Origin of the sequence: Enterococcus sp. C53 (genome assembly GCF_040887425.1) — a bacterium.
Lineage (GTDB): Bacteria > Bacillota > Bacilli > Lactobacillales > Enterococcaceae > Enterococcus_B > Enterococcus_B hirae.
On record NZ_JBFOFT010000002.1, the window covers coordinates 68985 to 94658 of the forward strand.

At 34.6% G+C, this 25674-nt stretch carries 37 protein-coding genes, 1 tRNA gene and 1 pseudogene; 30 read left to right on the plus strand and 9 right to left on the minus strand.

The window, feature by feature from the left end:
* Window positions 1-186 precede the first annotated feature (186 nt).
* The 4 genes from AB3I42_RS03190 to AB3I42_RS03205 form a co-directional block, all read right to left on the minus strand.
* Complete coding sequence (locus tag AB3I42_RS03190; RefSeq protein WP_131773446.1) at window positions 187-1989, minus strand: glycerophosphoryl diester phosphodiesterase membrane domain-containing protein; 1803 nt, start codon at window positions 1987-1989, stop codon at window positions 187-189.
* A gap of 92 nt (window positions 1990-2081) precedes the next feature.
* A complete protein-coding gene (locus AB3I42_RS03195) occupies window positions 2082-2678 on the minus strand; it encodes a TVP38/TMEM64 family protein (RefSeq protein ID WP_010737813.1) in 597 nt (198 codons plus the stop codon).
* A gap of 422 nt (window positions 2679-3100) precedes the next feature.
* Window positions 3101-3427, minus strand: a complete 327-nt coding sequence (locus AB3I42_RS03200; RefSeq protein WP_144775909.1) for a hypothetical protein — start codon at window positions 3425-3427, stop codon at window positions 3101-3103.
* On the minus strand, window positions 3396-4724 hold the full coding sequence (locus AB3I42_RS03205; protein ID WP_368022263.1) for a DUF1576 domain-containing protein: 1329 nt from the start codon (window positions 4722-4724) through the stop codon (window positions 3396-3398). The genes AB3I42_RS03200 and AB3I42_RS03205 overlap by 32 nt, the downstream gene beginning before the upstream one ends.
* Window positions 4725-4978: 254 nt before the next feature.
* On the opposite strand from AB3I42_RS03205, the gene AB3I42_RS03210 reads away from it, so the two are divergent.
* Window positions 4979-5545, plus strand: coding sequence for a TetR/AcrR family transcriptional regulator (locus AB3I42_RS03210; protein ID WP_081123332.1), 567 nt, complete (start codon window positions 4979-4981; stop codon window positions 5543-5545).
* Window positions 5546-5741: 196 nt separating this feature from the next.
* A tRNA-Ser gene (locus AB3I42_RS03215) sits at window positions 5742-5829 on the plus strand.
* A 106-nt stretch (window positions 5830-5935) separates the two neighbouring features.
* Here the strand turns inward: AB3I42_RS03215 and AB3I42_RS03220 are convergent.
* The gene (locus tag AB3I42_RS03220) at window positions 5936-7084 is read right to left on the minus strand and encodes a tyrosine-type recombinase/integrase (RefSeq protein ID WP_368022264.1); all 1149 of its coding nucleotides are present in this window, start codon (window positions 7082-7084) and stop codon (window positions 5936-5938) included.
* Between the two features lie 154 nt (window positions 7085-7238).
* Here AB3I42_RS03220 and AB3I42_RS03225 point away from each other — a divergent pair, with 154 nt between their 5' ends.
* Entirely contained in the window at window positions 7239-7895 is a 657-nt protein-coding gene (locus AB3I42_RS03225) for a hypothetical protein (protein WP_053766677.1), read from the plus strand.
* A 184-nt stretch (window positions 7896-8079) separates the two neighbouring features.
* Here AB3I42_RS03225 and AB3I42_RS03230 read toward each other — a convergent pair whose 3' ends face one another.
* The 3 genes from AB3I42_RS03230 to AB3I42_RS03240 form a co-directional block, all read right to left on the minus strand.
* The gene (locus tag AB3I42_RS03230) at window positions 8080-8520 is read right to left on the minus strand and encodes a hypothetical protein (protein ID WP_368022265.1); all 441 of its coding nucleotides are present in this window, start codon (window positions 8518-8520) and stop codon (window positions 8080-8082) included.
* Window positions 8521-8604: 84 nt separating this feature from the next.
* A complete protein-coding gene (locus AB3I42_RS03235) occupies window positions 8605-8805 on the minus strand; it encodes a hypothetical protein (protein ID WP_368022266.1) in 201 nt (66 codons plus the stop codon).
* A 20-nt stretch (window positions 8806-8825) separates the two neighbouring features.
* Entirely contained in the window at window positions 8826-9665 is an 840-nt protein-coding gene (locus AB3I42_RS03240) for an XRE family transcriptional regulator (RefSeq protein ID WP_002301773.1), read from the minus strand.
* Window positions 9666-9830: 165 nt separating this feature from the next.
* Between AB3I42_RS03240 and AB3I42_RS03245 the strand changes: the two genes are divergently transcribed.
* From AB3I42_RS03245 to AB3I42_RS03305, 13 genes and pseudogenes are all read left to right on the plus strand, one after another.
* Window positions 9831-10079 (plus strand): helix-turn-helix transcriptional regulator, encoded by a 249-nt coding sequence (locus tag AB3I42_RS03245; protein WP_087625948.1) that lies wholly within the window; start codon window positions 9831-9833, stop codon window positions 10077-10079.
* A gap of 42 nt (window positions 10080-10121) precedes the next feature.
* Window positions 10122-10871, plus strand: coding sequence for an antA/AntB antirepressor family protein (locus AB3I42_RS03250; protein WP_368022267.1), 750 nt, complete (start codon window positions 10122-10124; stop codon window positions 10869-10871).
* A gap of 23 nt (window positions 10872-10894) precedes the next feature.
* Window positions 10895-11155, plus strand: a complete 261-nt coding sequence (locus AB3I42_RS03255) for a hypothetical protein (protein WP_002323902.1) — start codon at window positions 10895-10897, stop codon at window positions 11153-11155.
* Window positions 11156-11204: 49 nt separating this feature from the next.
* Entirely contained in the window at window positions 11205-11381 is a 177-nt protein-coding gene (locus AB3I42_RS03260) for a hypothetical protein (protein ID WP_164907431.1), read from the plus strand.
* Between the two features lie 41 nt (window positions 11382-11422).
* Window positions 11423-11758, plus strand: a complete 336-nt coding sequence (locus AB3I42_RS03265) for a hypothetical protein (RefSeq protein ID WP_081127333.1) — start codon at window positions 11423-11425, stop codon at window positions 11756-11758.
* Window positions 11755-11979: a hypothetical protein gene (locus AB3I42_RS03270; RefSeq protein WP_368022268.1), complete on the plus strand. Its 225-nt coding sequence runs from the start codon at window positions 11755-11757 to the stop codon at window positions 11977-11979. The genes AB3I42_RS03265 and AB3I42_RS03270 overlap by 4 nt, the downstream gene beginning before the upstream one ends.
* Before the next feature lie 9 nt (window positions 11980-11988).
* Window positions 11989-12183, plus strand: a complete 195-nt coding sequence (locus AB3I42_RS03275) for a hypothetical protein (RefSeq protein WP_081127336.1) — start codon at window positions 11989-11991, stop codon at window positions 12181-12183.
* Window position 12184: 1 nt separating this feature from the next.
* Complete coding sequence (locus tag AB3I42_RS03280) at window positions 12185-13216, plus strand: recombinase RecT (protein WP_081127338.1); 1032 nt, start codon at window positions 12185-12187, stop codon at window positions 13214-13216.
* Window positions 13179-13994: pseudogene (locus AB3I42_RS03285) on the plus strand (PD-(D/E)XK nuclease-like domain-containing protein). Before AB3I42_RS03280 ends, AB3I42_RS03285 begins: the two are co-directional and overlap by 38 nt.
* 15 nt (window positions 13995-14009) lie before the next feature.
* A complete protein-coding gene (locus AB3I42_RS03290; RefSeq protein WP_368022269.1) occupies window positions 14010-14786 on the plus strand; it encodes a replication/maintenance protein RepL in 777 nt (258 codons plus the stop codon).
* The gene (locus tag AB3I42_RS03295; protein ID WP_226062942.1) at window positions 14786-15634 is read left to right on the plus strand and encodes an ATP-binding protein; all 849 of its coding nucleotides are present in this window, start codon (window positions 14786-14788) and stop codon (window positions 15632-15634) included. The genes AB3I42_RS03290 and AB3I42_RS03295 overlap by 1 nt, the downstream gene beginning before the upstream one ends.
* Window positions 15631-15858 carry a hypothetical protein gene (locus AB3I42_RS03300; protein ID WP_368022270.1) on the plus strand — a complete coding sequence of 76 codons (228 nt, stop codon included), beginning with the start codon at window positions 15631-15633 and terminating at the stop codon, window positions 15856-15858. The genes AB3I42_RS03295 and AB3I42_RS03300 overlap by 4 nt, the downstream gene beginning before the upstream one ends.
* Before the next feature lie 155 nt (window positions 15859-16013).
* The gene (locus tag AB3I42_RS03305; protein WP_113792702.1) at window positions 16014-16475 is read left to right on the plus strand and encodes a DUF1064 domain-containing protein; all 462 of its coding nucleotides are present in this window, start codon (window positions 16014-16016) and stop codon (window positions 16473-16475) included.
* Between the two features lie 7 nt (window positions 16476-16482).
* Here the strand turns inward: AB3I42_RS03305 and AB3I42_RS03310 are convergent, their stop codons facing one another.
* On the minus strand, window positions 16483-16914 hold the full coding sequence (locus AB3I42_RS03310; RefSeq protein ID WP_181934939.1) for a hypothetical protein: 432 nt from the start codon (window positions 16912-16914) through the stop codon (window positions 16483-16485).
* 51 nt (window positions 16915-16965) lie between these two features.
* Here AB3I42_RS03310 and AB3I42_RS03315 point away from each other — a divergent pair, with 51 nt between their 5' ends.
* The 14 genes from AB3I42_RS03315 to AB3I42_RS03380 all read left to right on the plus strand — a co-directional run bounded on the left by AB3I42_RS03315 (window position 16966) and on the right by AB3I42_RS03380 (window position 25662).
* Window positions 16966-17541, plus strand: coding sequence for a hypothetical protein (locus AB3I42_RS03315; RefSeq protein WP_368022271.1), 576 nt, complete (start codon window positions 16966-16968; stop codon window positions 17539-17541).
* Window positions 17538-17726 carry a hypothetical protein gene (locus tag AB3I42_RS03320; RefSeq protein ID WP_368022272.1) on the plus strand — a complete coding sequence of 63 codons (189 nt, stop codon included), beginning with the start codon at window positions 17538-17540 and terminating at the stop codon, window positions 17724-17726. The genes AB3I42_RS03315 and AB3I42_RS03320 overlap by 4 nt, the downstream gene beginning before the upstream one ends.
* 7 nt (window positions 17727-17733) lie before the next feature.
* Complete coding sequence (locus tag AB3I42_RS03325) at window positions 17734-17931, plus strand: hypothetical protein (protein WP_081127349.1); 198 nt, start codon at window positions 17734-17736, stop codon at window positions 17929-17931.
* Window positions 17931-18248 carry a DUF1140 family protein gene (locus AB3I42_RS03330; protein WP_368022273.1) on the plus strand — a complete coding sequence of 106 codons (318 nt, stop codon included), beginning with the start codon at window positions 17931-17933 and terminating at the stop codon, window positions 18246-18248. Before AB3I42_RS03325 ends, AB3I42_RS03330 begins: the two co-directional genes overlap by 1 nt.
* Complete coding sequence (locus tag AB3I42_RS03335) at window positions 18245-18664, plus strand: YopX family protein (protein ID WP_081127352.1); 420 nt, start codon at window positions 18245-18247, stop codon at window positions 18662-18664. Before AB3I42_RS03330 ends, AB3I42_RS03335 begins: the two co-directional genes overlap by 4 nt.
* Complete coding sequence (locus AB3I42_RS03340; RefSeq protein ID WP_368022274.1) at window positions 18661-18807, plus strand: hypothetical protein; 147 nt, start codon at window positions 18661-18663, stop codon at window positions 18805-18807. Before AB3I42_RS03335 ends, AB3I42_RS03340 begins: the two co-directional genes overlap by 4 nt.
* 306 nt (window positions 18808-19113) lie before the next feature.
* Complete coding sequence (locus AB3I42_RS03345) at window positions 19114-19581, plus strand: ArpU family phage packaging/lysis transcriptional regulator (protein WP_010720123.1); 468 nt, start codon at window positions 19114-19116, stop codon at window positions 19579-19581.
* Window positions 19582-20524: 943 nt separating this feature from the next.
* Window positions 20525-20824, plus strand: a complete 300-nt coding sequence (locus tag AB3I42_RS03350) for a hypothetical protein (RefSeq protein WP_081127355.1) — start codon at window positions 20525-20527, stop codon at window positions 20822-20824.
* Window positions 20805-21206, plus strand: coding sequence for a Rho termination factor N-terminal domain-containing protein (locus AB3I42_RS03355; protein WP_081127363.1), 402 nt, complete (start codon window positions 20805-20807; stop codon window positions 21204-21206). The genes AB3I42_RS03350 and AB3I42_RS03355 overlap by 20 nt, the downstream gene beginning before the upstream one ends.
* Window positions 21203-21583 (plus strand): HNH endonuclease, encoded by a 381-nt coding sequence (locus tag AB3I42_RS03360; RefSeq protein ID WP_081127364.1) that lies wholly within the window; start codon window positions 21203-21205, stop codon window positions 21581-21583. Before AB3I42_RS03355 ends, AB3I42_RS03360 begins: the two co-directional genes overlap by 4 nt.
* A 110-nt stretch (window positions 21584-21693) precedes the next feature.
* Complete coding sequence (locus tag AB3I42_RS03365) at window positions 21694-22146, plus strand: P27 family phage terminase small subunit (RefSeq protein WP_010718806.1); 453 nt, start codon at window positions 21694-21696, stop codon at window positions 22144-22146.
* Window positions 22143-23870, plus strand: a complete 1728-nt coding sequence (locus AB3I42_RS03370) for a terminase large subunit (protein WP_368022275.1) — start codon at window positions 22143-22145, stop codon at window positions 23868-23870. The genes AB3I42_RS03365 and AB3I42_RS03370 overlap by 4 nt, the downstream gene beginning before the upstream one ends.
* Window positions 23871-23891: 21 nt before the next feature.
* Window positions 23892-25121: a phage portal protein gene (locus AB3I42_RS03375; protein WP_081127367.1), complete on the plus strand. Its 1230-nt coding sequence runs from the start codon at window positions 23892-23894 to the stop codon at window positions 25119-25121.
* On the plus strand, window positions 25093-25662 hold the full coding sequence (locus tag AB3I42_RS03380; RefSeq protein WP_010752177.1) for an HK97 family phage prohead protease: 570 nt from the start codon (window positions 25093-25095) through the stop codon (window positions 25660-25662). Before AB3I42_RS03375 ends, AB3I42_RS03380 begins: the two co-directional genes overlap by 29 nt.
* The last annotated feature ends 12 nt before the right edge of the window (window positions 25663-25674 follow it).

Genomic DNA, 25674 nt, shown 5'->3' on the forward strand with positions numbered 1-25674 from the left:
TAGAGGAGAGAGAAGGGAGCGAAAAAACATGCAAAAAAGAAAGAGTTCAGGTAAAATGGGCATTATCTTAGCAGTTATTTCTGCTATTCCGGCAATCTTAGCAGTGGTTCGTGCGGTGAAAAGCGCGAGAGAAAGATAAAGTAATTGAAAAAGAACCCCATGGATTCAATCCATGGGGCTCTTTTTTTAACCAACACCTAAAACGAAATTCAATAATTTATCTGAATAGGTGATCTCTTCATCCATTGCTTTGATATTTTCATTTAAGATAGTCATTTGATCAGTAATGATCCCATCAACACCATAAAACATCATACGACTGATTCCATCTGAGTCGTTAACCGTCCAGACATACACTTTTTTACCATCTTGATGAGCTGAATCAATAAAATTCCGATTGATCGTACTATACTCCATCGTCAAAAAGTCGGCCGGAGTAACTGGTGGTCCAACAATATTGAATGGTAGGATGTAGCCTACATAAAAATTAGGATTGGCATTTTTCAGATCAGATACCGTCTGATACGTAAGACTTTGTAGAATATGCTGATGAGTTAAAATGTTTTCTTCATATTTTTTGACAAAGCGTTCAATGATATCTTTAGAATCATTTTTTGAATTTTTGATTTCGATTAAAAGTTTTTGATTTAATTCATTGGCTCTCTTTAAATAAGTATCAAAGGAAACGACAGGTTCTTTCGCACCGTTTTCAGTTACTTTTAACTTTTCTAATTCTTTCAAGGTTAGATCTTGTGGTGCTTTATTTATCCCTGTTAATTTTTTTAAGTTAAAATCATGCATGACAACGAATTGACCATCTTTGGTTTCTTGTACATCCATTTCCACATAATCAGGATGGTAGGTACGACTTGTTTTTTCTAAAGCAGCTAAAGTATTTTGGGCACTGTTACCTCCACTGACACCACGATGAGAAATCGTTACAGGTTTCGTTTGAGAAGCAGAAGTCAAATAATCCATATTGTAGAGACAAACACCTACACCAAAAAATACAGCAAATAAAACTAAGCTTGTATTTTTAAGAACAGAAAAACGTTTGTTAGGAGATTCTAAACGAAACCAGTTAGGAGTCTCAGGAAGAAAACCTTCATCATCCATGAAATCAATAATAATGTAAAAAATTCCGACTGTTGACATAACGATGTTGAATAAAAGGATAGCTTGAAGAATCGTCATTGCAAAAACAGCGCTAATCAATGAATAATTAGGGAAAAATTGTTCTACAATTATTTGTGCGAGGAGCACAATTAAATAGCCGGCAAATGAAATGAGTAAAATACTACCACCAATAATGATGAACTGTCCAAGGATTGCAAAAAAACGTGATTTGGTTAAATACCAACTTTCTTTAACCGCTTGTTTAAATGGTCGATCACGTAGAATCATTTCTGGTAAGGCAAAAATGAGACGGATACCAATGTAAGCTAAAAAGATATAAAACAGAATGAAGCTGCTAACCACGATCCAACGATTAGTAAAAATAAAGTCCATGATAAAAGCTGGAATTTTGACTTTAGATAATAAATCAGAATTAAAACTTAACCCACTAATCGGTAAAATAAGTACGAAATAAGCTAAGAAAAAAAGAAAAGTCAATGGGCGTATTTTTTTTAATTGACGAAACGTTGCTTGAAGTAACTGTTTCAACGAGATAGGTGTTTGTTTCTTAATAAAGTAAACACTCATCAATAAAAAAGTAAACTCAAAATAAACTAGGAGTAAGATAGTTAATAAGACAGCAGTCAAAGACAATAAGACACCTGGGTGCTGTGAAAGGATTGTAGAGATATTATCACTAGATATATAATCAATGGCTCCTCGATTCAAGATGAATCTGGTCGTACTATTCAATAAGGGTAAACAAATAAATAAAATAAATAAATGCATAATCAAAACATCACGAAAATATGCTTGAGTTCCTTTAAGAAAGTCCCAAGCATTTCCTAAACTTCTTTTTAAATAAATTAACATTCAATCACCTACCATAAATATTATAACGTAAAAATAAAAATAAGTGGACAGATTGCGCAAATACTTAACGCAGTACGCCCACTTATAATGAACTATCCTAGTAATCCACTTAAGAAATGTCCACCATAAATCAAAGCCATGCTGTATAAGAAAATCGAGAGGGGTTTCGCCAATAAAATGATCCAAGTATATTTTTTTACAGAAATATTTGTTAGACCAGCCATTAAACAAAGCGCATCATCAGGGGCCACTGGTAGAAAAATTGCTAAAGCAAATAACTTTTCAAAGCGATTCTGGTTATCGAGCCAACCAACATACTTGTTATACGTCTTGTCACTGACCATAGATAAAATAAATGGTTTACCATACCGTCGACCAAGTAAAAAGATGATGATCGAACCGATACAAATCCCTACATAATTATAAATAAAACCAGCATAAGGTCCAAAAATTAATACACCGGCTGCTGTACTTATCCCTCCAGGAATGATTGGAATAACAACTTGCAGGATTTGGATTAAGATGAAAATAATAGGACCTAAGATAATTGAATCTCCAACTAATCCTCTTAAAGAATTTAAATCTTTAAATACACCCAAATTGATAAAATAAATCGTTAAGCCTATCGAAATTACTAATCCAATGATAGATATAAAATTGATCAATTTCCGTGATGCCGCAATGTTCAACGTCTATCAACTCCTTTGATACGTTTTCTTATATTACTAATGTACTTTATTAGTGACTCTTTGTGCCACTATTTTAAATGACAGTTATCAAACAATTTTGTAAGTTGTAATAAGTATAATTTAAAAACGATTCAAAAACATCCAACTAAAGATGTATTTGAAGTATTATTTTTGTGCCTGTAGTTTTAGGAAAAATATCCTCTATTAAATGAAAAATCGGCGTTCAAGTATTAAATCTTTAAAATAAGCTGAGGAAACTAAAAGAAGAAGTTTTTGCTTTACCTCTTATGCGTTTCTAGCTTACTTACGTGGATAGAATACTCTGAACGCCATAACTATATGAAAGCTAAAGGGAATATCTCAGGGGAGTGAAAATCAGTGTCTCATTTTGTCTTTTCACTAAGCCTGTTGAATCAAAGGATTCATCTAAATACTTTTATATTTAAGATGGGAAGTTCGTACATGAGTTCCACATCATCAATCAGACTTCCAAGTAATCGGAAATCTGATTGATCCAGAAAAACATTTCCAAGCTCTTGGTAATATAGATCCATAGTAGGATTTCTTGGTTCATTGAGCATTTCCGCTAACTCATGCAAATCAGAAGGAGGAGAGTAACAAGTTCCTTGAATTTCAATATATAATCCTTCGGGTGTTGATTCTAGCCCAATCCTTATTTCAGTGATCTCGTGAGAATAAAGATAGGTTAAAAATTCACTAATGATTCTTTTTGATAATTCTTTTTCCAATGCCATCCTTTTCCTTTCTGCCAACAGTCAGGCTGCCTAAGATCGGTACAAGAAAACCTGCAACGAATCCAGTTGAGAATCCACTATTATATAGGCTTAATCCGCCATGTAATGCACTGACGTTATGGACTAAGACAATATGCAAAAATCTAGCTAAAATACCAAAAATACTACCATAAAAACCACTAATAGGAGCAAGTGCAGTACCAAATATCGCTGCTACGATCATTGTTGTTTGAGAGGCATCATGGATAGTAGCCAGATATGAAGCAAGATAAATCCCTATAAGTATGGGAAAACTGTTCTTTAGATGACAACCAAAGGCACTGAATCCAACTGAAGATAGGATTGCACCAATAATCGGGCCGTTGAATTCACCACCAATAAGAAGAACATAGATGGAAAGCATCAGCCCTACTAACCCCATGTTTAGTAAGGTGGCACCGATACTTGAGATCGCCATAAAATCAGTAGTTACTTTTCCTGAAGTTTGAAAAATGTCATGTAAACCAGTGAGCTTCCATGAATTAATAAAAAGACCAAATAGCGTAGTTAAACTAAAAAAAAGAAAAATGACTAATGTAAGTTCTTGATGGTAGCCTGTTGAAACGAACGATTGAACTTCAATTGGAAAATCAAATAACCGAAGGATACCAGCCACGACCATGGCGATCAATCCAGAAGTAAAACCAATATTATACAAATTGAATCCACGATGAAAAATAAGGGTATGCGATGCCAAAGGAGGGAGTAAAAAACCAACGAGTATACCAGTCAGATTACCAAATAAAATACCTAAGCCCAATGGTAAGTTCATACCGAAAGTGATATAACTAACTACAGGTGACAAGGCACTAGCAAATAAGCCAACCATAATATACTGTGAAAATGGTTTATGTACAAAACGTGCATAGAGATAGACACCCAAAATAATGGAAAGAGAGTTATACAGATTTTTTCCAAAAAAAGAAAAACCTGTGACGATTAATACAGAAGCAAAGATTAGTCCATTTAGATAGACTTTATGATGATAGCAAAGAAGTACGGACAACAAAGTCAGGACACCAACATTGATAAATGCGCTTCCAAAACCACCTATTGCCAAATAATCGGTCATCAGATTACTAGGAGAAGTAAGGATATTGTTGAGTCCCTCAATAGTTTCAACCGGATGTCCAGAAACAAGCCCGATTATTAGAAAAAACAAGCCAGTAAATGTTAAATAAAAATACTTATTTTTTTGAGATGGCTTTTTTTTGATGGGGTGAATATAAATAACGTCGTTTTTATTAACCATTACATACCTTCTTTGTCGTTTTCTTTAACTATAACGTGAAAGAAATCTTTTGGTCAACTAACAGTTACAGAAAAGTCAATTTTTGTAAGGGGAAACAGTATTTTTGTTTATTCTTAAATAATATTGTATCATTGTTAAAAATAAATAAGAAAAAAACTTAAAATATAACGTTTTGAGTAAATTATTTGCCAAAAACTGTGTATATCGGTTACAATAAAACAACATATACTGCAGTAAGAAGTGGGGGAGTTTTAATGAGAAGAAAAGTCTATACTAAAGATCAAATTCTGAAAGCTGCTTATGATGTTGTTGCAAAGGAAGGTTTTAAAGGGTTTACTGCGAGAAATATTGCTAAAAAAATGGGTATATCCACACAACCTATTTATTTAGAGTTCAAAAACATGGAGGATCTAAAAAATACTTTATTAGACTCAATTTTTGAACAACTCAAAGAAAATGTTTTTCCAGTTGAACGTACTGGAGATAAAATTATTGACCTAGGATTAAACTATATCTACTTTGCAAAAAAACATCATAGTCTTTACATGGCATTATATATCGACGAACATGGCGATGGACAAAAAGTGCATGATTTTTCTTATAACTATTTCCGTGAAATCGTCAAACAAGATCATCGATACAACCAGTTGTCAGATGAATACGTTGATGCATTACACACTGGAACCTGGGTTGCAGTTACCGGAATCGCATCTTTAATGTCTTCAAACATCATGCACCCAACTGAAGAACAAATTATTTCGTTCATCAAGCGAACGATTGATTCTATTCTTTCTTTAGAAAATCCTGAAACAATTAGTTAGATCTACTTATGAAGTGTGATAACACAAGGTTCATTCCAATACTCTTTCTTACTTCACATTGGGCACTATTTAAGAAGGAGCAGAAAATGATTCTTGTGTTTTTTTGTCTCCACATAAAATAAATATGCCGGTTTTTGATTTCTATCGGGAAATAGGCTTGACTTTTTACTAAAAAAAGTTTAAAAATAATAGGTATGGAAGGTTGGCAGAGTGGTAATGCACCGGACTCGAAATCCGGCGAACCGGCTAATACCGGCGCGCAGGTTCAAATCCTGTACCTTCCTTATATAACATTTCATAATAGAGGCGAAAACATTGATATACAGGCATTTGCTTGCAATGTTTTCGCCTCTGTTTTTTTGTTTGAATACGTCTTTGAATACGTTCTGCTTAAATACCGATATATTTTGCGAATTGCGCTGCTGTTTTTTCTTTTCGTTTGTCTGTAATGTGGATATATAGATCCATAGTGATTTGAATAGACGAGTGGCCTAAACGTTCTTGTACGTCCTTAATATTTGCACCAGCTTCTAAAAGTAAACTAGCATGTGTATGTCTAAGACCATGAATAGTAATACGTTTAAGATTATTTTGTTTGATAATCACTTCTAACCATTTACGAGGCTTAGATAATTGGAGATATTCGTTTTTCTGGTTAGAAAATACCAGTTGATTTTTGCTTAACGTATTAATTCCCAATGTTAACAACCATTTTCTTTGTTCTAATCGCCATTTCTTCAAGATGTTCATAGTTTCATCATCGACTGGTATATCTCGCTTAGAATTTTTGGTTTTAGGTTGCTCTACATAAAGGCGTCTATTTTTTCCTCTAGCGAGAGTTTTATTTATCTTGATATAATTATCGTTAAAATCAATATCTTTCCATGTGAGAGCTAAGAGCTCGCCTACGCGCATCCCTGTGAAGGCTAGTGTCCGAAAAAAAGAATACATACGAATATCTTTTTTCTTTTCTACTGATTTCAAAAAAATTTCTAGTTCTTCTTTACTAAAAAAGTTTAAAGTATCTTCTTCATGAATAGAGACCTTCCTTTTCGGAACTGTGATTTTTTTAAAGGGATTATCTTGTAGATATCCTAATTTAATAGCATAATCACATATACGCGAAGCATTATTGATGAATTCTCTATACAACACAAATTTTTTTACCTTTTCATTAGCGAACTTTTGAGCTATATCAATCGATATTTTGTTGATTTTAAGAGCACCAAATGCTGGTAATATATGATTCGCAAACTGTTCTTTTGTTTTAACGAAAGAACTTTCTTTTACTGTTTGCTCATAATTTACGATCCATAGATCGTATACTTCTTGAAAAGTTAACTCTTTAGACTTATTTAGACCATTATTTTCGTATTCCAATTGCAGTTTGGTCAGCGCTAATTGAGCTTCTTTTTTTGTTTTAAAACCTCTTCGTGTAGTTCTAACTTGTTTGCCAGTCAAGGGATCTACTCCCAAATAAGTTTGAAACTTCCACAATTTTTTACCGTTTTTCTTTTTGTATTGTTCGAATGTTGCCATTTTTTTCGTCCTTTCGCTCGGGTAAGTGTTCGGACTAAAATAGCTGGCATCACCTCCTTAAAATGATATGCTCGTTTTGGAATGTGTATTCGTACAGTAGATGATATTGTGTTATAATTGATTGAAAAAACTCCAGCCAACTAGAGGTGAATATATGCTTTTCAACAACTTCAATATTTTAACTGCACTGTTCCAATCTGTTATCACAGGATATTTTACGTATTTCCTTTTGAAAAGTAATGATTTGTTAGTTTTGTCAAATGCAAAAAAAGAAGAAAAGACGGCCATCGTGTCGTTTTTATCTATTCTAAATTGGTCGATCTATTGGATAATGCAACAAATTTTGAAGAATATCCTACCACACTTAGATTTTGCTTGGTTAACGACTGTTACGGCAGTTATAAGCTTTGTCTTAATCTTAGTTCTAGGAGTATATATTTTCCCTAAAGTACTTAGTTCCTTTTTCGAATGGTTCAATAAACTTCGTACAAAAAATAATAAACTGCCATTTACTAGAAAACCAATTCGAGATGAGGCCCTAGATGGAAAAACATTAAAATATATTTATCTATTTGATTTTGATGGTAAGTATATAGCTTCTGGTTATCTAAATGTCTATCAATATGATATAGATGAATACAATGAACTGTTATTGTATGCTCCTAAAGAGCCAGAGCTTACAAAGACGATTGAAGATGTTGAAAAATTATTTCAGAAATACGATATCAACATTCTTGTTGATTATGAAAAACGAGTAAAACTTTACATTGTTCCTATGGGCGAGGTTGAGGACGAGCTGGTAATGGAGTAGGTCCTTTTTTGCCATCATTTCTTTTCTCGCCAGTTTTTACAGTACGGGTTTCACGTGAAGCGAAAATCATGGATGCATTCCCTCTCTTTCTCTGATACAATAGGCAACATAAAGAAGCCTATTGTGTAGGTTTGTTTTTTCTTCGCACACGCTCTTACTTTGGTCGGTGGGGCGTGTCTTTATTTTATTGATCGCTTTCTAATGGTGTATCTATGCCTTTATTAGGGTCTAAATTACTATATAGATATAGGACAGTGTAATTATCCGCATCCTTTTTTGAGTAGATCAAAGAAAAATTATATTTTTTGTCTTGCCAAGTGAAATCTCCAATACCATTGTAGATATTTTTATATTCTTCACCTGTTTCTGCATTTTTATCGTCAGGAAATTGAGTAACTTTGATAGATTTTAAATCCATATTCAAATTATCTATTGAATATATTTCTTTAATGTGCTTCTCGGCAATAGTTGCAAACTCAGCAGTTTGATCAGAGCCTACTTCTTTGATAGTACTGTTTGTCTCACTATATTTTTTTGATTCCTTTGTTTCAGCTGTTGACGATCCACATCCTCCCATAATTGTTACTGATAGTAATCCAATAATTCCAAATTTAATAAATTTCATTTTCTACTCCTTATCTCTATGATATGATTTTATTGGAGAATCTTAGAAATAAGGTTTCTAGTCCGTGTGCCAGCACGGGCTTTTTTATTTAAATAAATCCCAAAAACTAAACGAAGCTCTCTTGTAAACTTTGTTGTAAGCAGCCTTTTTGGGATCTTTGATCCATCCCGAACCCTTTTTCCCATAACTAGGAATAACTGATTTTTTTACAGTACGTTTTGCTTTACCAGTTGTTCTAGCGCTGATAGATTTCTTTATGCTCGGTTTTCTCATTCCAATTTTCATTTTATACCCTCTCAAATTAATTATAGTTGGACAATATATACAACGACTTTCCCATAAATTTGAACGTATTTAGTATCATCATAATTAACCACAATATCAGTGAAAGAAATGTTAGAAGAATCAGGTCTAAAAATGATGCGATTATTTTGTTGATCATTTATATATCTTTTTACAGAAAATTCGTTATCGTTGCTAAAGACTACTATATCCCCATCTTTTAACTCATCACAGCTCTCTATTTTCTTTACAGCAATTAATGATCCATCAGGAATAACGTTATTCATGGAATCTCCGTTTATTTTAGTAAAAAATACATCTTGATATCCTGCATATTTTCCCATGGCATAATCAGGAATAGCAATTTGCTCAATATGGTCTTGATCAAAAGCTTCGACTGAAGAAGGTATGCCGGCAGCAACAGAAGTGTCAAAAAAGTTATATTCTTGAATATCACTTGATAGAACTGTCATAATGTTTCCTCTATCAGTTTTAGTTCTGTTCAAAGTCATCCCTGCTGCATTTGCTTTTTCTGCTAACTCTACAAATTTATCAGCAACGAAACTTTTATTGTTTTCCTGTAATTCATCTAAAACTTCTTTCTTTAAATCATAATAATTGTATTCTCTGGAATATCTTGGATCTATATCAGATTTATCAACATTAAAAGCTTTAGCTATTAATTCAGCGTTTTCCATACTGATAGTTGATTTTTCAGTAAAATATCCCGATAGCGTTGTAACAGGAATACCTGTCATATCTGACAATTGTGCTCTTGTGTAGCCATGCGTAATTTTTTTTAAATTGTTAGCGATAATGGAGCGAGCTTTTTTATCTTCTTCTGATAATGGTTTTCTTGGCATGTTATTTTCTCCTCCTTTTTTATTAATAATATCGAATTAAATCAATATAAACAAGTATAAAGTAGTTTTATAACAGTGTTTTTTAATTTAAAAAACGTCAAAAATCGTTGACTGGTAGTATAAACTAGTATAAAATAATTTACATAAACGAAAGGAGGAATAAAAATGGAATTACAAATTACTTTGGAAGCAGCTAGAGTTATGATGGGATATTCTTTAAAAGAAGCAGCAAAACTCTTTGATGTTCACCATCAAACCTTAGCAAATTGGGAACAAGATCCGAATAAAATGAAGCAAAAATATGTGCAATTAATACCAGAAATATACCATTTTCCAACAGCAAATATTTTTTTTGGAAGCAAAGACGAGTTTATACGACGTAAACTTCATAACGATTCATTTTTAATAAAATAACTTATAAAAAACGTATTTATTCATTTTTAAGGAGTGTAATCAATGAAAGAACTAATCAAAGTAACAACAAATAAGGAGAATGAGCAGTTAGTAAGTGGTAGAGAGTTACATGAATTTTTGGAAGTAAAAGAGCGGTATAATGATTGGTTTCCGAGAATGAGAGAGTATGGATTCTCTGAAAACGTTGATTTTATAAGTTTTACTGAAAAATCAGTAAAAGGTGGAAGACCTCAGAAAAACCATTTTTTAAAGTTAGATATGGCAAAAGAAATCTCAATGCTCCAACGAACAGAAAAAGGAAAACAAGCTCGTCAATATTTTATTCAGGTAGAAAAAGAATATAAGCAACAATTACTTGATACTTCAAAGCTAAGTCCAGAACTTCAAATGTTCCAAGGAATATTTAATGCAGTAGCTAAACAAGAATTAGAGACAAAACGTTTAGCAACACAAATGGACAATATTACTGAAATTGTGGCGATGAATACAACTGACTGGCGTAGAGAATGTCGAAAACTCGTAAATAAAATGGCGGAAACTCAAGGCGGATACGGTGCTTACCAAGAAATTCAAACAGCAATATATGAAGAAGTTGATCGTAGAGCTGGTTCTTCTCTCAAAACTAGATTAACCAATTTACGTAACCGTATGGCTGGCGAAGGTATTTCAAAATCCAAGCGAGATAAGACAAATAAGTTAGATGTAATAGAAAGTGATAAAAGGTTAAAAGAAATTTATTTATCTGTAGTCAAGGATTTCGCTATTAAGTATGGAGTTTGGAAAGAAAAATAAAATTTGATAGGAGGTTCAGGATTATGGAAGTAATCTTAACGCCTGAAAATGAGGCAGCACTACGTAGCTACATTCATGAAATCATAACTGATGAAATTGCAAAAGCAAGAAGAGATGCCTCAGTTGATAAACGTGTATTAAAGCAAATAGAGATAGCGAAATACTTCGGAGTATCAACTGCAACTATTCGTAAGTGGGAAGATAAAGGACTTCCATTCGGGCGTATAGGCGATCAAAAATTTTACGACAAAGAAAAATGTAGAGCATGGGTTCTAGCACAATAAAATATCGGGTAAGTGTTCGGACATAATAACAGCAAAGAAGGGGAAATACATGGGCAAGTTTAATCGATCATTAGTATTTAGCGCACCGCTAATTATCTACGCTTTAGGTCTTTGGGGAAGCAAACAAGCATTAATCGGCACGATTGTTTACATGGTATGGATCTTCATAGGTCTTGATGAAGCTGAGTATAGAACCAAAAAAAGACACGACCGCCGGCAAGCATAATCGTGTCCAAAAAAATAAAAATCACAAGGAGATTTTATCACATGAACGTAAAAATTGAAAACTTAATTAAAGAATTAGCGAATGAGCTACAAGAGCAAGAAGCCGGAATGTCGTTAAGTATTGTCAATTCAGAAGGCGAAACAATCATTGCACAAGGAGGCAGCGACATATTAGTCAGCTTAGGGGTTCTTGAACAATATGAAAAAACAAAAGAAAAATTGGAATATAGCGATTGTGATTGTCCTGGCCATCGTGAAGTTTTCAAAGGGTTTGGTATTGAACGTGAATACAGCGGAGAAGTTACAGAAGAGACAATCAAAGATTTTACTGACTTCCTTAAATTCTTAGCTAATGGAATGGGAGGTACACAAAAATGATTTCAGTAAAGGGATTAGGCGATGAAATATTCGAAGTAATGATGAATAAAGCGCAACAAGACATCCAAGAAAAAATTCTAACCACAGCAAGCTATGGACAAACGAGTTGCACTGTTCGTTCAAAAGGAGTTACACCATCATTTCTAGTGGCACTGGAAAGCGAAGGCATTTCAAACATCAAGCAAGATGAGGACACCATCAAATTATTTTGGGAATTTTAGGAGGCCATGATGAAAGACTTTGATTCTTTAGGAGCTATGCAAGAACCACCAAAAGAAAGTAGTCCTATCGGAATTGACTGGCAAGACAATCCTATTTATGAAGGTGACTCTTGCTACTTAACCGAAGATGGGTACGTACAAGAAGAGGATATTTTGGAATATGTACAACAATATTTTCCAAAGATTGAACTAGGAGGAGTTTAATATGTCAAATGAAATGGCTACTTTACAAAAAGATATTACTGATGTTGTTTTAGGAAAAATAACTGAATTGGAAAGTCAAGGTGTTAAGTTACCGAACAATTACAATGCAGCGAACGCATTAAAACAAGCATTTTTCAAAATCAATGAGGTAGCTCTAAGCCAACGAGAAGGTGGTGGGTTATACATGGAAAAATATGGTAATACGCCAGTTGGTAAAGCTAGTATAGCTAATGCGTTATTAGACATGATTCAGCAAGGATTGAACCCTGGAAAAAATCAATGCTATTTCATTGCTTATGGTCCAAAACTTCAAATGTCGAGATCGTACTTTGGTACTCAAGCAGCATTAAAACGACTTGATGAGATTAATGATGTCAAAGCAGAAGTAATCCGAAAAGATGATGTCTTTGAGATTGGTTCGATTGATAACGAGACAGTAGTCACAAAGTTTGTTCCTAGTTTTGAAAACATGGATAAAGAAATTATTGGAGCATTTGCAACAATCACTAAGTCTGACGGAAACAAAGTTTATACGATTATGACAAAAAAACAAATCGAAAAATCATGGTCAAAAGCTAAGACAAAAAGTGTTCAAAATGATTTCCCAGAAGAAATGGCCAAGCGTACAGTGATTAATCGTGCTGCTAAACCATTTATCAATACTAGTGATGATGCTGAACTTTTTTCAGATGCGTTCAACCGAACGACCGAAAATGACTATGATTACAATCGCAAAGACGTTACACCTCAAATTGAAAAAGTGGCCACACTTGAAGAAAAACTTTTTTCAAATAAAACTGTCGAACCAATTCAAAAAGAAGCAGAAGAGATTGTGATTCCTAACGATATTCAAGAAGAAAATACTCGTATTGCGGATATGCCAGGACATCTAGAAGTTGAACAAGCTCATCCGATTGAAAAAGAAACATTGAACGAACCGATTCAAGAAGAATTATTAGATATTCCAGATTTCGGACGTGAGGAAGGTGCAGATGATGTCTCAGAATTTGAAGACGATGAGTACCCTTTCTGATGAGAATTATTACTCAAATGAAGCTGACTGGCAGTACATGTCAACGTCACAATATAAGTCCTTTTTAAAATGTGAAGCGGCCGCCTTGGCCAAACTCAAAGGGGATTGGCAACCGATATCTAATCCTAAAGCTCTTTTAGTCGGGAATTATGTACATTCGTATTTTGAATCGAAAGAGATACACGAAGCGTTCAAAGAAGAAAATAAATCCAAAATGTTTTCTAGTCGCAAGCCGTATGGATTATTGAAAGATTTCCAGATTGCTGAACAGATGATTGATCGATTAAAACAAGAAGAAGCTTTCATGAACATTTATCAAGGTGAGAAAGAAACGATTGTAACTGGTGAATTATTTGGAACTCAGTGGAAAGGCAAAATTGACTGCTTGAATTTAGAAGAAGAATACTTTGTTGATATCAAAACAACGAAAGACATGCATGAACGTAAATGGAATGAAGATTATGGATCAAGAGAAACATTCCTAGTCAATTTTGGATATGTACTTTAAATGGCTATATATCAGGAGTTACTTTTACAGCAATACGGAAAGACGTTTACACCGATCATTGCAGCAGTTTCTAAACAAACACCAAGTGAAGCAAGACTGATCACAATTGACCAGGACAATATGGATTATGAGCTGGTTATGTTAAAAGAAAAAATTGAAAGAATTGTCAGAGTGAAGAATGGTGAAGAGAAGCCGAACCATTGCGGTTTATGCGAGTACTGTAGGGGTAATCTTCCAATAACCGGATTCACTAGCATGGACGATTTATAGAACGGTGGTGATTATATGGCTGAAGGATGGGTCAAGCTTCACCGTTCTATAACTGAAAATTGGATATGGGATAATCCGCAATATCTAAAGTGGTGGCTTGATTTAATTCTAATGGCCAACCACAAAGAAAAGAAAATTCTTTTTAATGGTTCATTTAAAAAAGTTGATGTTGGGGAAAGAATTACTTCAGAACAAAAATTGGCTGAACGTTGGGGAGTAAGTAGAAATACTGTCAGAAAATTTTTAAGTCTACTTGTTGAAGATGACATGATAAGCATTGAAAAAAGCAGGAAAAATGGAACAACGTATAAAGTCAATAACTACGCCATTTATCAAGGATTTTCAGAAGAAAAAAAACAACAGACTGAACAACTAGCTGAACATCAAAAGGACAACGAACTGAACATAAACAAGAATGAAAAGAATGAGAAGAATGAAAAGAATAATAATTATGTCGCAACACGCAAAAAACGCGTGTACGCAGATGACGATCCAAATAAAAAATTGGCCATTCTTTTATTAAAACTCATTCGAAAAAATCAAAACATCAAAGAACCTGATTTGGATAAATGGGCGAATACGATTCGTTTAACAATTGAATCTGACAAACGAACCGGTAGAGAAGTTCAAGACATGATTGTTTGGGCCACAAGCAATGATTTCTGGTCAGGAGTAATTTTATCACCGACTAGCTTAAGAAAGCATTTCGATAAGATGGCTATCCAAAAAAATAAAAGAAAGCAACAAAATATTTCTAATGATGAGTTACCAGAAACAGGTGAGGATTGGTAATGGATAAAAAACTAAGTGCAATGGCTGCACCTTATGGCGGTTTGAGGATTGTTGATCATCCTTGCCCAAAATGCGGGGATCCATTGTACATGTGGAAATCAAAAAACAAAGATGGTACGGATCGATGCGGTCCTACATGTATCAATAAGAGTTGCGGATATCGAGAAATGGTAACGAAAAATCAAAAAGAAGCTATCAAAAAAGCGAATGAAGCAATGAAAAGGGATGCCATCAATCGAATGATTAACAGTTCAATGATTACGGACGATGCCATATGGACCTTCGATTTTGATGGATACAAAGTAGTTGATCAGGAAACAGCACAAATAAAAAGAATGGCTCAAGAATGGGCTAAAAAAATCGTAGATGGTAGCACGATTCACGCGGTTATTACTGGTAGAACAGGAGCCGGAAAAACTCATCTAGGTGCTGCAGTGATCAAAGAAGTGATGAGGGCATCTAATTATAAAATTGCCTGTTCATTTATAAGCTATCGAGAATTATTAGAGCAGTTGAAGTTTGCAATGAATGATCCAGAAGCAAGAAAAGCTGTGACAGGATCGTTGATGGCTGAAATAAAAAAGACAGATTTTGTGGTAATTGATGATTTAGGTGCGGAGCTAGGTCGAATGGAAGAAAACAATCAAGCAACACCATACGATGTCGATGTTCTTACATCGCTCACAGAAGCCCGTTTAAACAAAGCTACGATATTCACGACTAATTTATCATCAAAGCAATTAAAACACGCGTACGGCGAGCGAGTGTTCTCTCGTGTCATGAATGGAACAAAAGGGAACATTGCCGTATTCAAATCAACAACAGATAAAAGGAGGAATCCAGTTTGACCTTTGTAATTAAGAAAATGTGTTATTTAGACAAAAACGGAAAAGGCGTTATTTCATCTGAACAAGCATATCATTATGAGAGCTATGAAGCAGCTGAATTAGTTGCAAATACGTGCGGTGATGAAATATTCAAAACGTTTAAGCCTGACCGACGATTTGCAAAAATTAAAACTAAGCCAGCAAAGAAAGAGAATGCACTCCAAAGGGTAATCAAGCATGGATGAGAGATTCAAAATGACTTGTTTAAGGTGTAATGATGAAACTGTCATTTGGTATAAGACGTCGCTTGGCTGGTCAACTTGCGAACCTTGCCCAGTATGCAATAGAAATGGGCGAAAGCATGATGAGCGATTAAAAGAATTAAAAAGGAAGTATGCAGATGGTGACAAAAAGCAAATACGGAAATAAAAAACATGAAGTAGACGGCATTATGTTTGATTCAAAGGCAGAGGCTAGATACTATATGAAGCTAAAACGAAATGGCATGAGCTTTATACCTTTATCTGAAACCTATTGCGCAATGCAAGAGAATGTTTTATTGCAAGAAGGATATTTATGTAACGATCGTAAGATTGCGCCGATTTATTACCGAGCAGATTTTGTAATCTATGAGAATGGCCAAGTGAAAAAAGTGATTGATGTCAAAGGTTATCAAGATGCAATCTCTATGCTGAAAATGAAGATGTTTGCTCATCGATACGGCTTTCCAGTGACATTTGCTAAATTCGATTCAAAAATCAATAAATTCATTGAAATGGATTGTTTTGAATCAGCAAGACAGCAGCGGAAAAGACAAACGGAACGAAGAAAAAAGAAACTTCAGTGTGAAGTTTCTTCATGAAAATTAGTTATTTAAAAAAATTACTTATGAGCAGAGTGAAGAACGATGAAATAATTGCTATTAAAATTGCTGACCAAATAGGATGTTTATTGTAAAAAGATTGATTACGCAAAAAATTTTCTCCTAAAACAGTAACAGAGGGATAACTCACGTTTAGTATTGGGATGATATCGTCTTGAATTACTAATTCGATGCCACGTACGTATTCATTTTTAATTGCTATTTCCACGACAAACAAATCGTCATCAAGTTCAGGATAAGTTTGTCCTACATTACCTTCTACAGTGTATTTGCCATTAGCAACTCTTTTTAGGAATTTTTTCATTTTTTGAGAGTCTGTTTGTTTATTGAAAAATTTTTTATAGAGTTTTGATTCCGCTGTTTTATAACGAATCTTTCTAAAATATTTTTTCAGTGATTCTTTAATTTTATTAAACACAATTATTCAACTCCTTAATAAAAAGCATATCAAAGAAAGTAGGAAAATAAAATGACAAAACAAGTGAATTTCAGACCAGAATTAAAGAAAGTAACATCAAAATCAAATGGGAACACAGAAGTATTACTAGTTGTTAGCAACGGATCATTGAGAGGTAGCACTGAAAATCTAACTGAGTTTCTTGGATCAACAGTGACTGTAGTAATTCAACCAGAAACAATCGAATACACAGTGCCAGTAAACAAGCAAACGAAGAAACCAAATATTGAATACGTGGTGAATTCAGATGGCACAATCGAAATGCTCAAAGAAGAGCAAACTTCTTTGGATATTGGAGATGGAGTGGAAGAAGTTGAGAATATTGAATTCCTTGTATCAAAAGAAACCGTTGATGAATTTATTAAAACAGCAACGACATTACAACTACCAGAAAATGTCACCGTAAATATTCGAGACGTTCTTATCCGTTTAGATGAAGGCGATAGTATGAATGAAATTGCTGCAGATCATGAGTTATCAGAAATAGCTTTAATTGATCAAATCGAATTAGCTAGACAATACTTTGCTCCATATGCAGATACCTGGTCTAAACATAAGGATGACATCATTTTTCCAGAAGAACAATGAGAGCAACTGATTCAGTAATTATCCTTGAGGAAGCCAAATTTATTTGGACTCACGAAGAGATAGAGCAAGCACGCTTGCTCTTTTCTCAAGGAGTTAAGCCGAGTAAAGTAGCTGAAATAATGGATCAAAAGATTCTTGATGTCGGATTACTTTTGCTCCATTTAGCAGAAAAAAATTTGATTTGAGGTGAAGATGATGATTCAACTTGCAGGAATACAAACTGGAAAAATTTATTTTGTTGGCAAGAACAAAAGTGAAACGAGTCAGTGGTTGCTGAAAACATTTACCGATAATAAAAAGTTACGAAAGCATTATCCAAATGAATTTTTGAAAGATGATCAGATTATGCCAGAACCAATGTTATTAATTCGAAAGAAAGACCACGAATAATGGATCTTATTAATCAATACAGTGACATCATCCTCAAGAAAATCATGATGAAGATCCAGAATGATAAAAAAGCAAAAGAACGAGCTGAAATAGTTAAATTGGAAATGGCTGAAACAGGATCGGGAGTTCGGACATCAAGACATTGGAAAGCAACAGCAAACATCGAATTTTATTACAAAGAGATTCAAAAAGGGTTCGATCAGATGTGCGAACTGGATAAGCAAACAGGTTGGAGCAAGAAACTTCATCAAGATCGTTTCAAATTTGTAGAGAAATATAAAGAGATATTAGACGAATACATGGAGGTCAGCAAATGATACCGAAGTATAGAGTGTGGGATAAAAAAACAGAAACTATACAAGAGATAGAATCAATATCTTTCAAAGAAAAAAAGCTAGTGATTGATCAAAAATCTGTCACTTGGTTCAACTCTGATTATATTAGAAACTTTGACGAAGCTGAACTCATGCAATCCACAGGACTGAAAGATAAGAATGGTGTGGAGATATTTGAAGGGGATGTAGTATCAGTCAGCGTGCGAAATGGATTCGATTACTTAGATAATAAAGTTTGTATTGTCAAAAATTCAATAGATTATTCCGGATTAGTTTGTGCCACTGTTGATGAAGACTTAGAGTATCAAATTTTTAACACAGAGCTGTTTGAAGAATACACGTATGAAGTCATCGGAAATATATACGAGAATAGCGAGTTATTGGAGGAACAGCGATGAACATACAAGAAGGAATCAAAGAATTAGAAAGCATTAAAATGAAAAGTGAAGACATGAGAGCGGATTGTTTCAATAACGGTTTAAATGCTGGTATTACGGTAATGAAAAATAAGACATCACCTGTGTGGGTGATTAATCCATAATGTGATGATTGGTTTACTGAAGATGAATATATTGGATTAGACTTGGAGGAAAAAGAATGATTTATTCTATTATCTTTATTGTATTTTTTGTTTATATGCTAGTAATCATCCAAGAGGGGAACAAGAAATAATAGGAAAGACGAACAATAAATTCTGGCCAATTTTTATTAAATAGTCAAAATCGAACGAAATGTTGTTGTGGAAAAACAATTGTATGGAAAAATAGAAAATAAAAAAGCCGGATTCCTCCGACTTTGGTTAATAATTCTGACACAATTATTATATCATAATTGGAGGAATCAATGGATGGTACTTTTCGATGTAAAGAAGTATGAGACACCAGAGGCAAAAGATGTGGATATGGAACGCACGAAACACAATGTCGCTGTATTCCTTTCCGCATATCTGTCAGCTAGATGTAGGGTAGGTCAACCTCGTGAACCTAAGGTAACAGCATCTTACTCCTTGGTTCCGCCTTCTACAGCAAATAATACATTTGAAGCAGAACGAATGATGATTGAGAAAGAGGAAGCACAAGAGGAATTTGAGTACTTGCACAAATTATTTATTCGTGGCTATTCAGCAATTCAGCATCCACATAAACCTGATATAACAGAAAGACGGAAAAAGATATTCTACGATCGCTATATCAACGGTATGTCAATTTATGTAACTGCCCAAAGAAATAATACGAGCGAGGAATCTGTTAAAGCAGAATCAAACAAAATCATCATTCAATTTGCTTCTTCCTTAGAACTGGTTGCTTTTAAGTAGCCAGTTTTTACACTTTTTATACCCATTTACTAACCAAATACTTTCCTTTTTATACCTTTTTTGTACCAATCAACTACCTAGCAAGTGATTTATTATGATAGTGTCGAAAGATTGCGAAAAAGGATCGACAAAATAAACGAAGGGAAGAAATCTCTCTCATCGTTTTAAATTATGCTTTGATAGACAGCAAATAATCAATCGCAAAAATATGAAAAAGGAAGTGAAAACCTCCTTTACTTTCCATTGTTTATCTATATCAACTGGTTGCTGTCTGTTTTGATATAAAAAAATTAGCTATCCTCAAAAGATAGCTAGCAATACAATTATTTTTTACTGCAACAAGAACGACAACAGTATTTGCATCCAGAAACATTTAAATTTGGTTTTTTGATACGAATATATCGGAGCGCTGATGAACATTCTATATAGTATCCAATTTCAATCGAATGATTTTTGTCAGGGGCATATGGACAGTCTATTTCATGTAGTATGTGAGTATTATTTTTTGTAGATGTTGTATCAATAACATAATTAGGCATATGAAAAACCTCCTTAATTAATTATATAACGACTAAAAATAATTTCGCAATACACTTATGTCGCTGTGGCGGAAATAGAGAGACGCGAAGGTGAAGGTAGGTTGCGTACGGCGCACTACTGGGACCTTGTACAAAACTAGAGCGGACTAGTGCATGAGTGGTGCAATCCCACTCCAGCGACTTTGGGTTTGCGGTACAAGATCCCGAAAGTAAAACCGCATTGAGATTGAGTAGTAGTGGAGGCAATCAGACCCATATACTATTCTATGGCTACTACAAGATGAATAGGCAATCTCAATTATATAGCATGCTAGAGCTATACCTCATGAGCTCCTCTGAGGTGTAGTTTTTACATATTAGATCACTCGTTGAGTGGTCTTTTTATTTTGAAAGGAGTTTTATCTATGAATGATTTTCATGAGGCTGTACTTACTTTTGATGTTACATCGGGTATGGGTCAAGTTTATAAAAAAGCAATTGAAGCTGAGAATAGTCCTAATGGGTTGAGAGATAATTGGAATGGTAATTATGCATATGTTGAAGTAGTAAATAAAGGCACAGGTTTTGAGTTTTTAGTAATAACATTACTATCCCACACTCTACCTAATCTGCAGGAAACTGTTGGGTGGTATGAACGAATGGGTGCAAAAGTAATCAGTACAAATTACAAAGGAGAGAATCAAAATGGTAATGAAAAAAATTAGATCATCAATTACTGGAACTGAGTATTGGGATTCAGAAAAGAAAAAGACTGTTGTGGTTCCAAACGGTCAAGAACCTAACTTTGATACAAGTGAACAATCTGATAAGACTGTAGTTGCCAAGGCGATCGTTGGCGATGGTGTCTTGTTCAAGGGGGATGAAGAAATTCATTTGTCAGGTGAAGAACTAGACAGTGATGGAAACACTACTGCTGGCTTTGGTGAAGGCGAAGTTACTAACGATCAGACTGTTGAAGAAACGAATGAACTGGAAAACATGACTGTAAAAGAATTACGTGCATATGCTAAGAAACATGGCGTTGATATTCCTGGTGCTATCCGTGCAAAAGGAGACATCCTAAAGTTTATCCGTGAATCAGAATGAAATACTGTCAGTTTGATGGATGCACGAACAAGATAGCAAAGGGGATCTATTGTGCTGAACACAAACGATCAAGTAAATCACGCAAGAAGAAGCAACAAGCAAAGACGATTTATCATCATGAGAACAAACCATTCTATCGAACACAGGCATGGAAAGATATGCGTCAATTTATTTATGAAAGAGAAGATGGCCACTGTCAGCGATGCGGTAAGTTCATCTTTGGAAAGAGAGCACACGTCCATCACATTGTACCAATCAAAGACAATGAACTGCTTAAGCTTGATCCAAACAATCTCATGCTTTTATGTTCAAAATGTCATCCAATTGTTGAAAATGAAACGGAAGACAAAAAAGTTTTTCCTTCGTATTTCAATTGAAGCCCCCCTGTTCGTTTTCAAAAAAATTTTTCGTGGGGGGATAGGGTAGCGGGGAGTCACGCGCATCGTTAGGTCAAATTTTTCAAAAACAAAGGGGGGGGTATACAAAAATGACGACTAAAGCGCAACGTAAAGCGATTATTGATGAAAAAGTAAGTGCTGAAAAAGCTCGTATTTTAGAAATAATGCGTAAGTCTGATTTGTACACTATCACTCTTGATCCGTTGATTGAATCATATCTGGATATTTTTGAAATATACCAACATAAATATTTATTGTGGAAAGAAAAAGGTTTTCCAGAAACTCAAAAATTCACGAATAAATCAGGTGCTACTAATCAATCAAAACATCCGTTAGCGCAACAAGTAGAAACTTGGGCTGATAAGAAAATGAAAGCTCTGGATTTATTAGGATTAACGAACAAAGCAAAAAATGGTAGACAAATTACTGGAGGATCGACTGCAAGAAAAGATGAAGAAATTACACGTCCGGAAGTAAAACCAGTAGATGAACTAGCAGCGCACAGAAATAAATGGCGTAAGAAGGCAGGTGCTGAAAAATGATTGAACCTGGTGTAAATTATGCTGATTTATTTGCAAAAGAAGTAAGAAAGCAACCTAAGAAGTATCCTAAAACCGTTCGTTTAGCAATAGATCGTTGGTATAGGTGGAAAAAAAGAAAAGACATTTGGTTTGATGTAGATCGGGCGAATGAAATGATGGATTGGGTAGAAACATTTATTGTTCACACAAAAGGAGAAATGGTAGGAAAACCATTTCTGTTAGAATCCTGGGAAAAATTTATTTATTCTTGGATTTATGGTTGGGTTAAAGAAAATGAAAAAGGTCAAACTGTTCGCGTTACTCGTGAGGCTTATGTTCAAATCCCAAAAAAGAATGGTAAAACATTGATTGCCGTAGCTTCATTAGGTTATGCAATGTACGGTGAAGGTGCTTTATCAGTCGATTGTTATGCGTGTGCCTCTGATTTTGCTCAAGCTCAATATGCTGCTAAGCCTTTTGCGGCTACCATTTTAAACAATCCAATTCTACTTGAAGGAACAAAAATATTTAAAGGACCAAAGGGAACTGTTTCTAGTATTACTTATGACTATATTCATGAAGATATGGCTTACTCAAATAAATTTATTGTTCAAACCAAGAATATTGATAATATCGAGGGTTCAAATCCATATTTTGTGTTGAATGATGAATTGCATAAGCAAGAGAAAATGGAACAGTATGACAATTTTAAGTCTGCTCAAATATCTTTACCACAGCCATTGATGTTTAATATCTCAACTGCTGGGAAAGGTTCGTCGTCTGTTGGAATGCGTGTATATCGCGAAGCAAAAGAAGTGTTGAAACGTGATGATAATGATTCAAACTTTGTTCTAATCTATGAGCCAAATAAAAATTATGATTGGACGGATAGAAAAGTCTGGGAAATGTGCAATCCTAACTGGGGAATATCAGTCAATTTATCTGCTTTAGAATCAGCATTTAAAACAGCGCAACGGTCAGCTCATTCCAAAGCTGAATTTCTAACGAAACACTTGGATGTATTTGTGAATGGCGCAGATAATTTCTTTGAACAGGATCAAGTAGAGCCATGTTTAGTTACCACGCAAGAACTTGGTGATTTAAGTAATGAACCATGCTATATCGGTTTAGATTTATCACGTACACGAGATTTGACCTGTGTATCTTTAAACTTTCCAACATGGGATGAAGATGGTAAAGCGATTCTTAAAGTAAAGCAACTCTATTTTATTCCGAATGAAAATTTAGAGTTTCGAGAAAAAGAAGATAATGTTCCTTATAGTGATTTGGCTGAACAAGGTTTCGTTGAATTTTGCGATGGAAAAATGATTGATCAAGATCAGATTTTGCAGTACATAGAGGACTGCATGGATTTATACGATATACAGCAAGTGAACTACGATCCGGCAATGAGTGACAAACTTGTAGAAAAATTGGAAAACTTAGGGCTAGAATGTGTTGAAGTACCTCAATTTCCTAGAGTATTGAATTCGCCATTTGATGATGTTGAAAGATTATTTTATGAGAAACGGATACAATTTGATAATCCCTTATTCCTATATTGCACTTTGAACGTTGTAGCAATTACTAACATCAATGGACAAAAAGCGCCAAGTAAACGCCAGTCGAAGAAAAAGATTGACGGTTTCGTGGCGTTTTTGTGTGGTCATAAAGAAACGATGAATAAGATGACAGATATTGATTCGAACGAATTGGATGAATATCTCGATAGTATTTACAGGTAATTAGAAAGGCGGTGAGAAAAGATGAGAATTCGAGATAGAATATCAAACGCAGTATATTCATTCATGGAAAAACGAGGCTACATTGAAGATATATTCGGTCAAACCACTCGCTACACTCAAAGATATGTCACAGACAATTCAATTATGGAATCATCTGATGTGTATGAATTGGTTCAAGATATTTCAAACCAAGTAGCACTTGCAATACCAGTTGTGATTGGTCCTGATGGTAACGAAGTAAAGAATCATTTTTTGCTTAAAACATTGCAAAGTCCAAATGATTATCTAACGGGTTTTGAGTTTTCAAAGCTTGAGACGAACACGCTACTGATCAACGGAGAAACCTTCCCATTGACTGACCGAGATCAACTTCATTTAGCATACGGTGTGACAACTAAAATAAATGAACGTCTACAAGAAGAGTTTGAAATGAATGGTCAAAAAATACCAAGTCAGATGATTCGTCACATTAAGAATATCGGTACAGATTCTCTAAAAGGTGCAGGGATAATCGATTTAGCAAGAAGCACGCTAGAAGGCGTTCTAAGCGCAGAAAAGGTTTTGACGGATAAATATACCAAAGGCGGTTTACTCGCTTTTATGCTTAAACTGGATGCGCATATCAACCCGAATAACAGCGCCCAAACGAAAATTGTTAAGGCAATACTTGATCAGTTAGAAAGAACACAAGATGACAGTAATCACTCGGTCAAAATGATCCCTCTTGGTAAAGGGTACTCAATTGATACACTGAAAAGTCCAGTAGATGATGATGCAATCTTGAACTATCTAGGCGTGTACAAAAAGGATTTAGGGAAATTCTTGGGTATAAATGTTGATACCTATCAATCACTAATGAAGACAGACATCGAGAAAGCGATGATGTATCTGCATAATAAAGCAATCAAACCAATATTGAAGAACAAGAGCGAGCATTACACCGCTCTATTTTTTATGCCTAATTCTGGTTATCGAGTGGAATGGAAAATCAACATTTTGGATTTTGTTCCTTATTCAACAAAAACAAATATAGGATACAACATTGTTCGTACTGGAATTACAAGTCCAGATAATGTGGCAGAAATGCTTGGGTTCCCTAAACAAGGAACGCCAAAAACTGAAGCTGTTTATATTTCAAATGATCTGACAGAAATCGGCAAGAAACATGCTACAGATGATTCCTTACCAACGAATGATCAAAACTTGAAGGGAGGTGATGGAAATGAAGAAAAAGGAAATTCGAACGATTGACATCACCAATCTTTCAACACGTTCTGATGAAGAAACACAAACAAGAACGATTAGTGGTTATGCAGCAGTATTTAATAGCCCAACAAGATTATGGGAAGACTTGGATGAAGTGATAGCTCCCGGTGCCTTTTCAAGGGCTATTAGTAGTTCAGATGTTCGCTGCCTTTTCAATCATGATTGGTCCAATGTTTTAGGACGTACAAAAAGTGGCACGCTACGTTTATCAGAAGATGAACGTGGGTTGAAATTTGAAGTTGATCTTCCGGATACAACAGTTGCTAGGGATTTGATCAAATCGATGGAACGTGGCGATATCAATCAATGCAGTTTTGGATTCATACCAACTGAAGAAACATGGGACTACAACTCTACACCAATGCTTCGAACGATTCACGAGGTGGAATTGTATGAAGTTTCTATCGTGCCGTTGCCAGCATATGAAGATACCGAAGCAGCTTTAAGAAGCAAGGAAGACTTAGAAAAAGTAGTCGAAAAAAGAAAAAATTTAATCAAAAAAATCAATCAAGCACTAGGAGCTTAGGAGGAAAAGATT

Bases quoted from the DNA above. Each gene is read 5' to 3' on its own strand.
- AB3I42_RS03230 (WP_368022265.1), bottom strand. From the start codon at position 8,520: ATGAAATTTATTAAATTTGGAATTATTGGATTACTATCAGTAACAATT.
- AB3I42_RS03275 (WP_081127336.1), top strand. From the start codon at position 11,989: ATGAAAGACTTTGATTCTTTAGGAGCTATGCAAGAACCACCAAAAGAA.
- AB3I42_RS03380 (WP_010752177.1), top strand. From the start codon at position 25,093: ATGAAGAAAAAGGAAATTCGAACGATTGACATCACCAATCTTTCAACA.
- AB3I42_RS03295 (WP_226062942.1), top strand. From the start codon at position 14,786: ATGGATAAAAAACTAAGTGCAATGGCTGCACCTTATGGCGGTTTGAGG.
- AB3I42_RS03360 (WP_081127364.1), top strand. From the start codon at position 21,203: ATGAAATACTGTCAGTTTGATGGATGCACGAACAAGATAGCAAAGGGG.
- AB3I42_RS03240 (WP_002301773.1), bottom strand. From the start codon at position 9,665: ATGCCAAGAAAACCATTATCAGAAGAAGATAAAAAAGCTCGCTCCATT.
- AB3I42_RS03290 (WP_368022269.1), top strand. From the start codon at position 14,010: ATGGCTGAAGGATGGGTCAAGCTTCACCGTTCTATAACTGAAAATTGG.
- AB3I42_RS03260 (WP_164907431.1), top strand. From the start codon at position 11,205: ATGGGCAAGTTTAATCGATCATTAGTATTTAGCGCACCGCTAATTATC.
- AB3I42_RS03265 (WP_081127333.1), top strand. From the start codon at position 11,423: ATGAACGTAAAAATTGAAAACTTAATTAAAGAATTAGCGAATGAGCTA.
- AB3I42_RS03205 (WP_368022263.1), bottom strand. From the start codon at position 4,724: ATGGTTAATAAAAACGACGTTATTTATATTCACCCCATCAAAAAAAAG.
- AB3I42_RS03350 (WP_081127355.1), top strand. From the start codon at position 20,525: ATGAATGATTTTCATGAGGCTGTACTTACTTTTGATGTTACATCGGGT.
- AB3I42_RS03335 (WP_081127352.1), top strand. From the start codon at position 18,245: ATGATACCGAAGTATAGAGTGTGGGATAAAAAAACAGAAACTATACAA.
- AB3I42_RS03255 (WP_002323902.1), top strand. From the start codon at position 10,895: ATGGAAGTAATCTTAACGCCTGAAAATGAGGCAGCACTACGTAGCTAC.
- AB3I42_RS03235 (WP_368022266.1), bottom strand. From the start codon at position 8,805: ATGAAAATTGGAATGAGAAAACCGAGCATAAAGAAATCTATCAGCGCT.
- AB3I42_RS03330 (WP_368022273.1), top strand. From the start codon at position 17,931: ATGGATCTTATTAATCAATACAGTGACATCATCCTCAAGAAAATCATG.
- AB3I42_RS03210 (WP_081123332.1), top strand. From the start codon at position 4,979: ATGAGAAGAAAAGTCTATACTAAAGATCAAATTCTGAAAGCTGCTTAT.
- AB3I42_RS03340 (WP_368022274.1), top strand. From the start codon at position 18,661: ATGAACATACAAGAAGGAATCAAAGAATTAGAAAGCATTAAAATGAAA.
- AB3I42_RS03345 (WP_010720123.1), top strand. From the start codon at position 19,114: ATGGTACTTTTCGATGTAAAGAAGTATGAGACACCAGAGGCAAAAGAT.
- AB3I42_RS03320 (WP_368022272.1), top strand. From the start codon at position 17,538: ATGAGAGCAACTGATTCAGTAATTATCCTTGAGGAAGCCAAATTTATT.
- AB3I42_RS03220 (WP_368022264.1), bottom strand. From the start codon at position 7,084: ATGGCAACATTCGAACAATACAAAAAGAAAAACGGTAAAAAATTGTGG.
- AB3I42_RS03325 (WP_081127349.1), top strand. From the start codon at position 17,734: ATGATGATTCAACTTGCAGGAATACAAACTGGAAAAATTTATTTTGTT.
- AB3I42_RS03375 (WP_081127367.1), top strand. From the start codon at position 23,892: ATGAGAATTCGAGATAGAATATCAAACGCAGTATATTCATTCATGGAA.
- AB3I42_RS03225 (WP_053766677.1), top strand. From the start codon at position 7,239: ATGCTTTTCAACAACTTCAATATTTTAACTGCACTGTTCCAATCTGTT.
- AB3I42_RS03270 (WP_368022268.1), top strand. From the start codon at position 11,755: ATGATTTCAGTAAAGGGATTAGGCGATGAAATATTCGAAGTAATGATG.
- AB3I42_RS03355 (WP_081127363.1), top strand. From the start codon at position 20,805: ATGGTAATGAAAAAAATTAGATCATCAATTACTGGAACTGAGTATTGG.
- AB3I42_RS03245 (WP_087625948.1), top strand. From the start codon at position 9,831: ATGGAATTACAAATTACTTTGGAAGCAGCTAGAGTTATGATGGGATAT.
- AB3I42_RS03280 (WP_081127338.1), top strand. From the start codon at position 12,185: ATGTCAAATGAAATGGCTACTTTACAAAAAGATATTACTGATGTTGTT.
- AB3I42_RS03250 (WP_368022267.1), top strand. From the start codon at position 10,122: ATGAAAGAACTAATCAAAGTAACAACAAATAAGGAGAATGAGCAGTTA.
- AB3I42_RS03315 (WP_368022271.1), top strand. From the start codon at position 16,966: ATGACAAAACAAGTGAATTTCAGACCAGAATTAAAGAAAGTAACATCA.
- AB3I42_RS03370 (WP_368022275.1), top strand. From the start codon at position 22,143: ATGATTGAACCTGGTGTAAATTATGCTGATTTATTTGCAAAAGAAGTA.
- AB3I42_RS03190 (WP_131773446.1), bottom strand. From the start codon at position 1,989: ATGTTAATTTATTTAAAAAGAAGTTTAGGAAATGCTTGGGACTTTCTT.
- AB3I42_RS03365 (WP_010718806.1), top strand. From the start codon at position 21,694: ATGACGACTAAAGCGCAACGTAAAGCGATTATTGATGAAAAAGTAAGT.
- AB3I42_RS03305 (WP_113792702.1), top strand. From the start codon at position 16,014: ATGGTGACAAAAAGCAAATACGGAAATAAAAAACATGAAGTAGACGGC.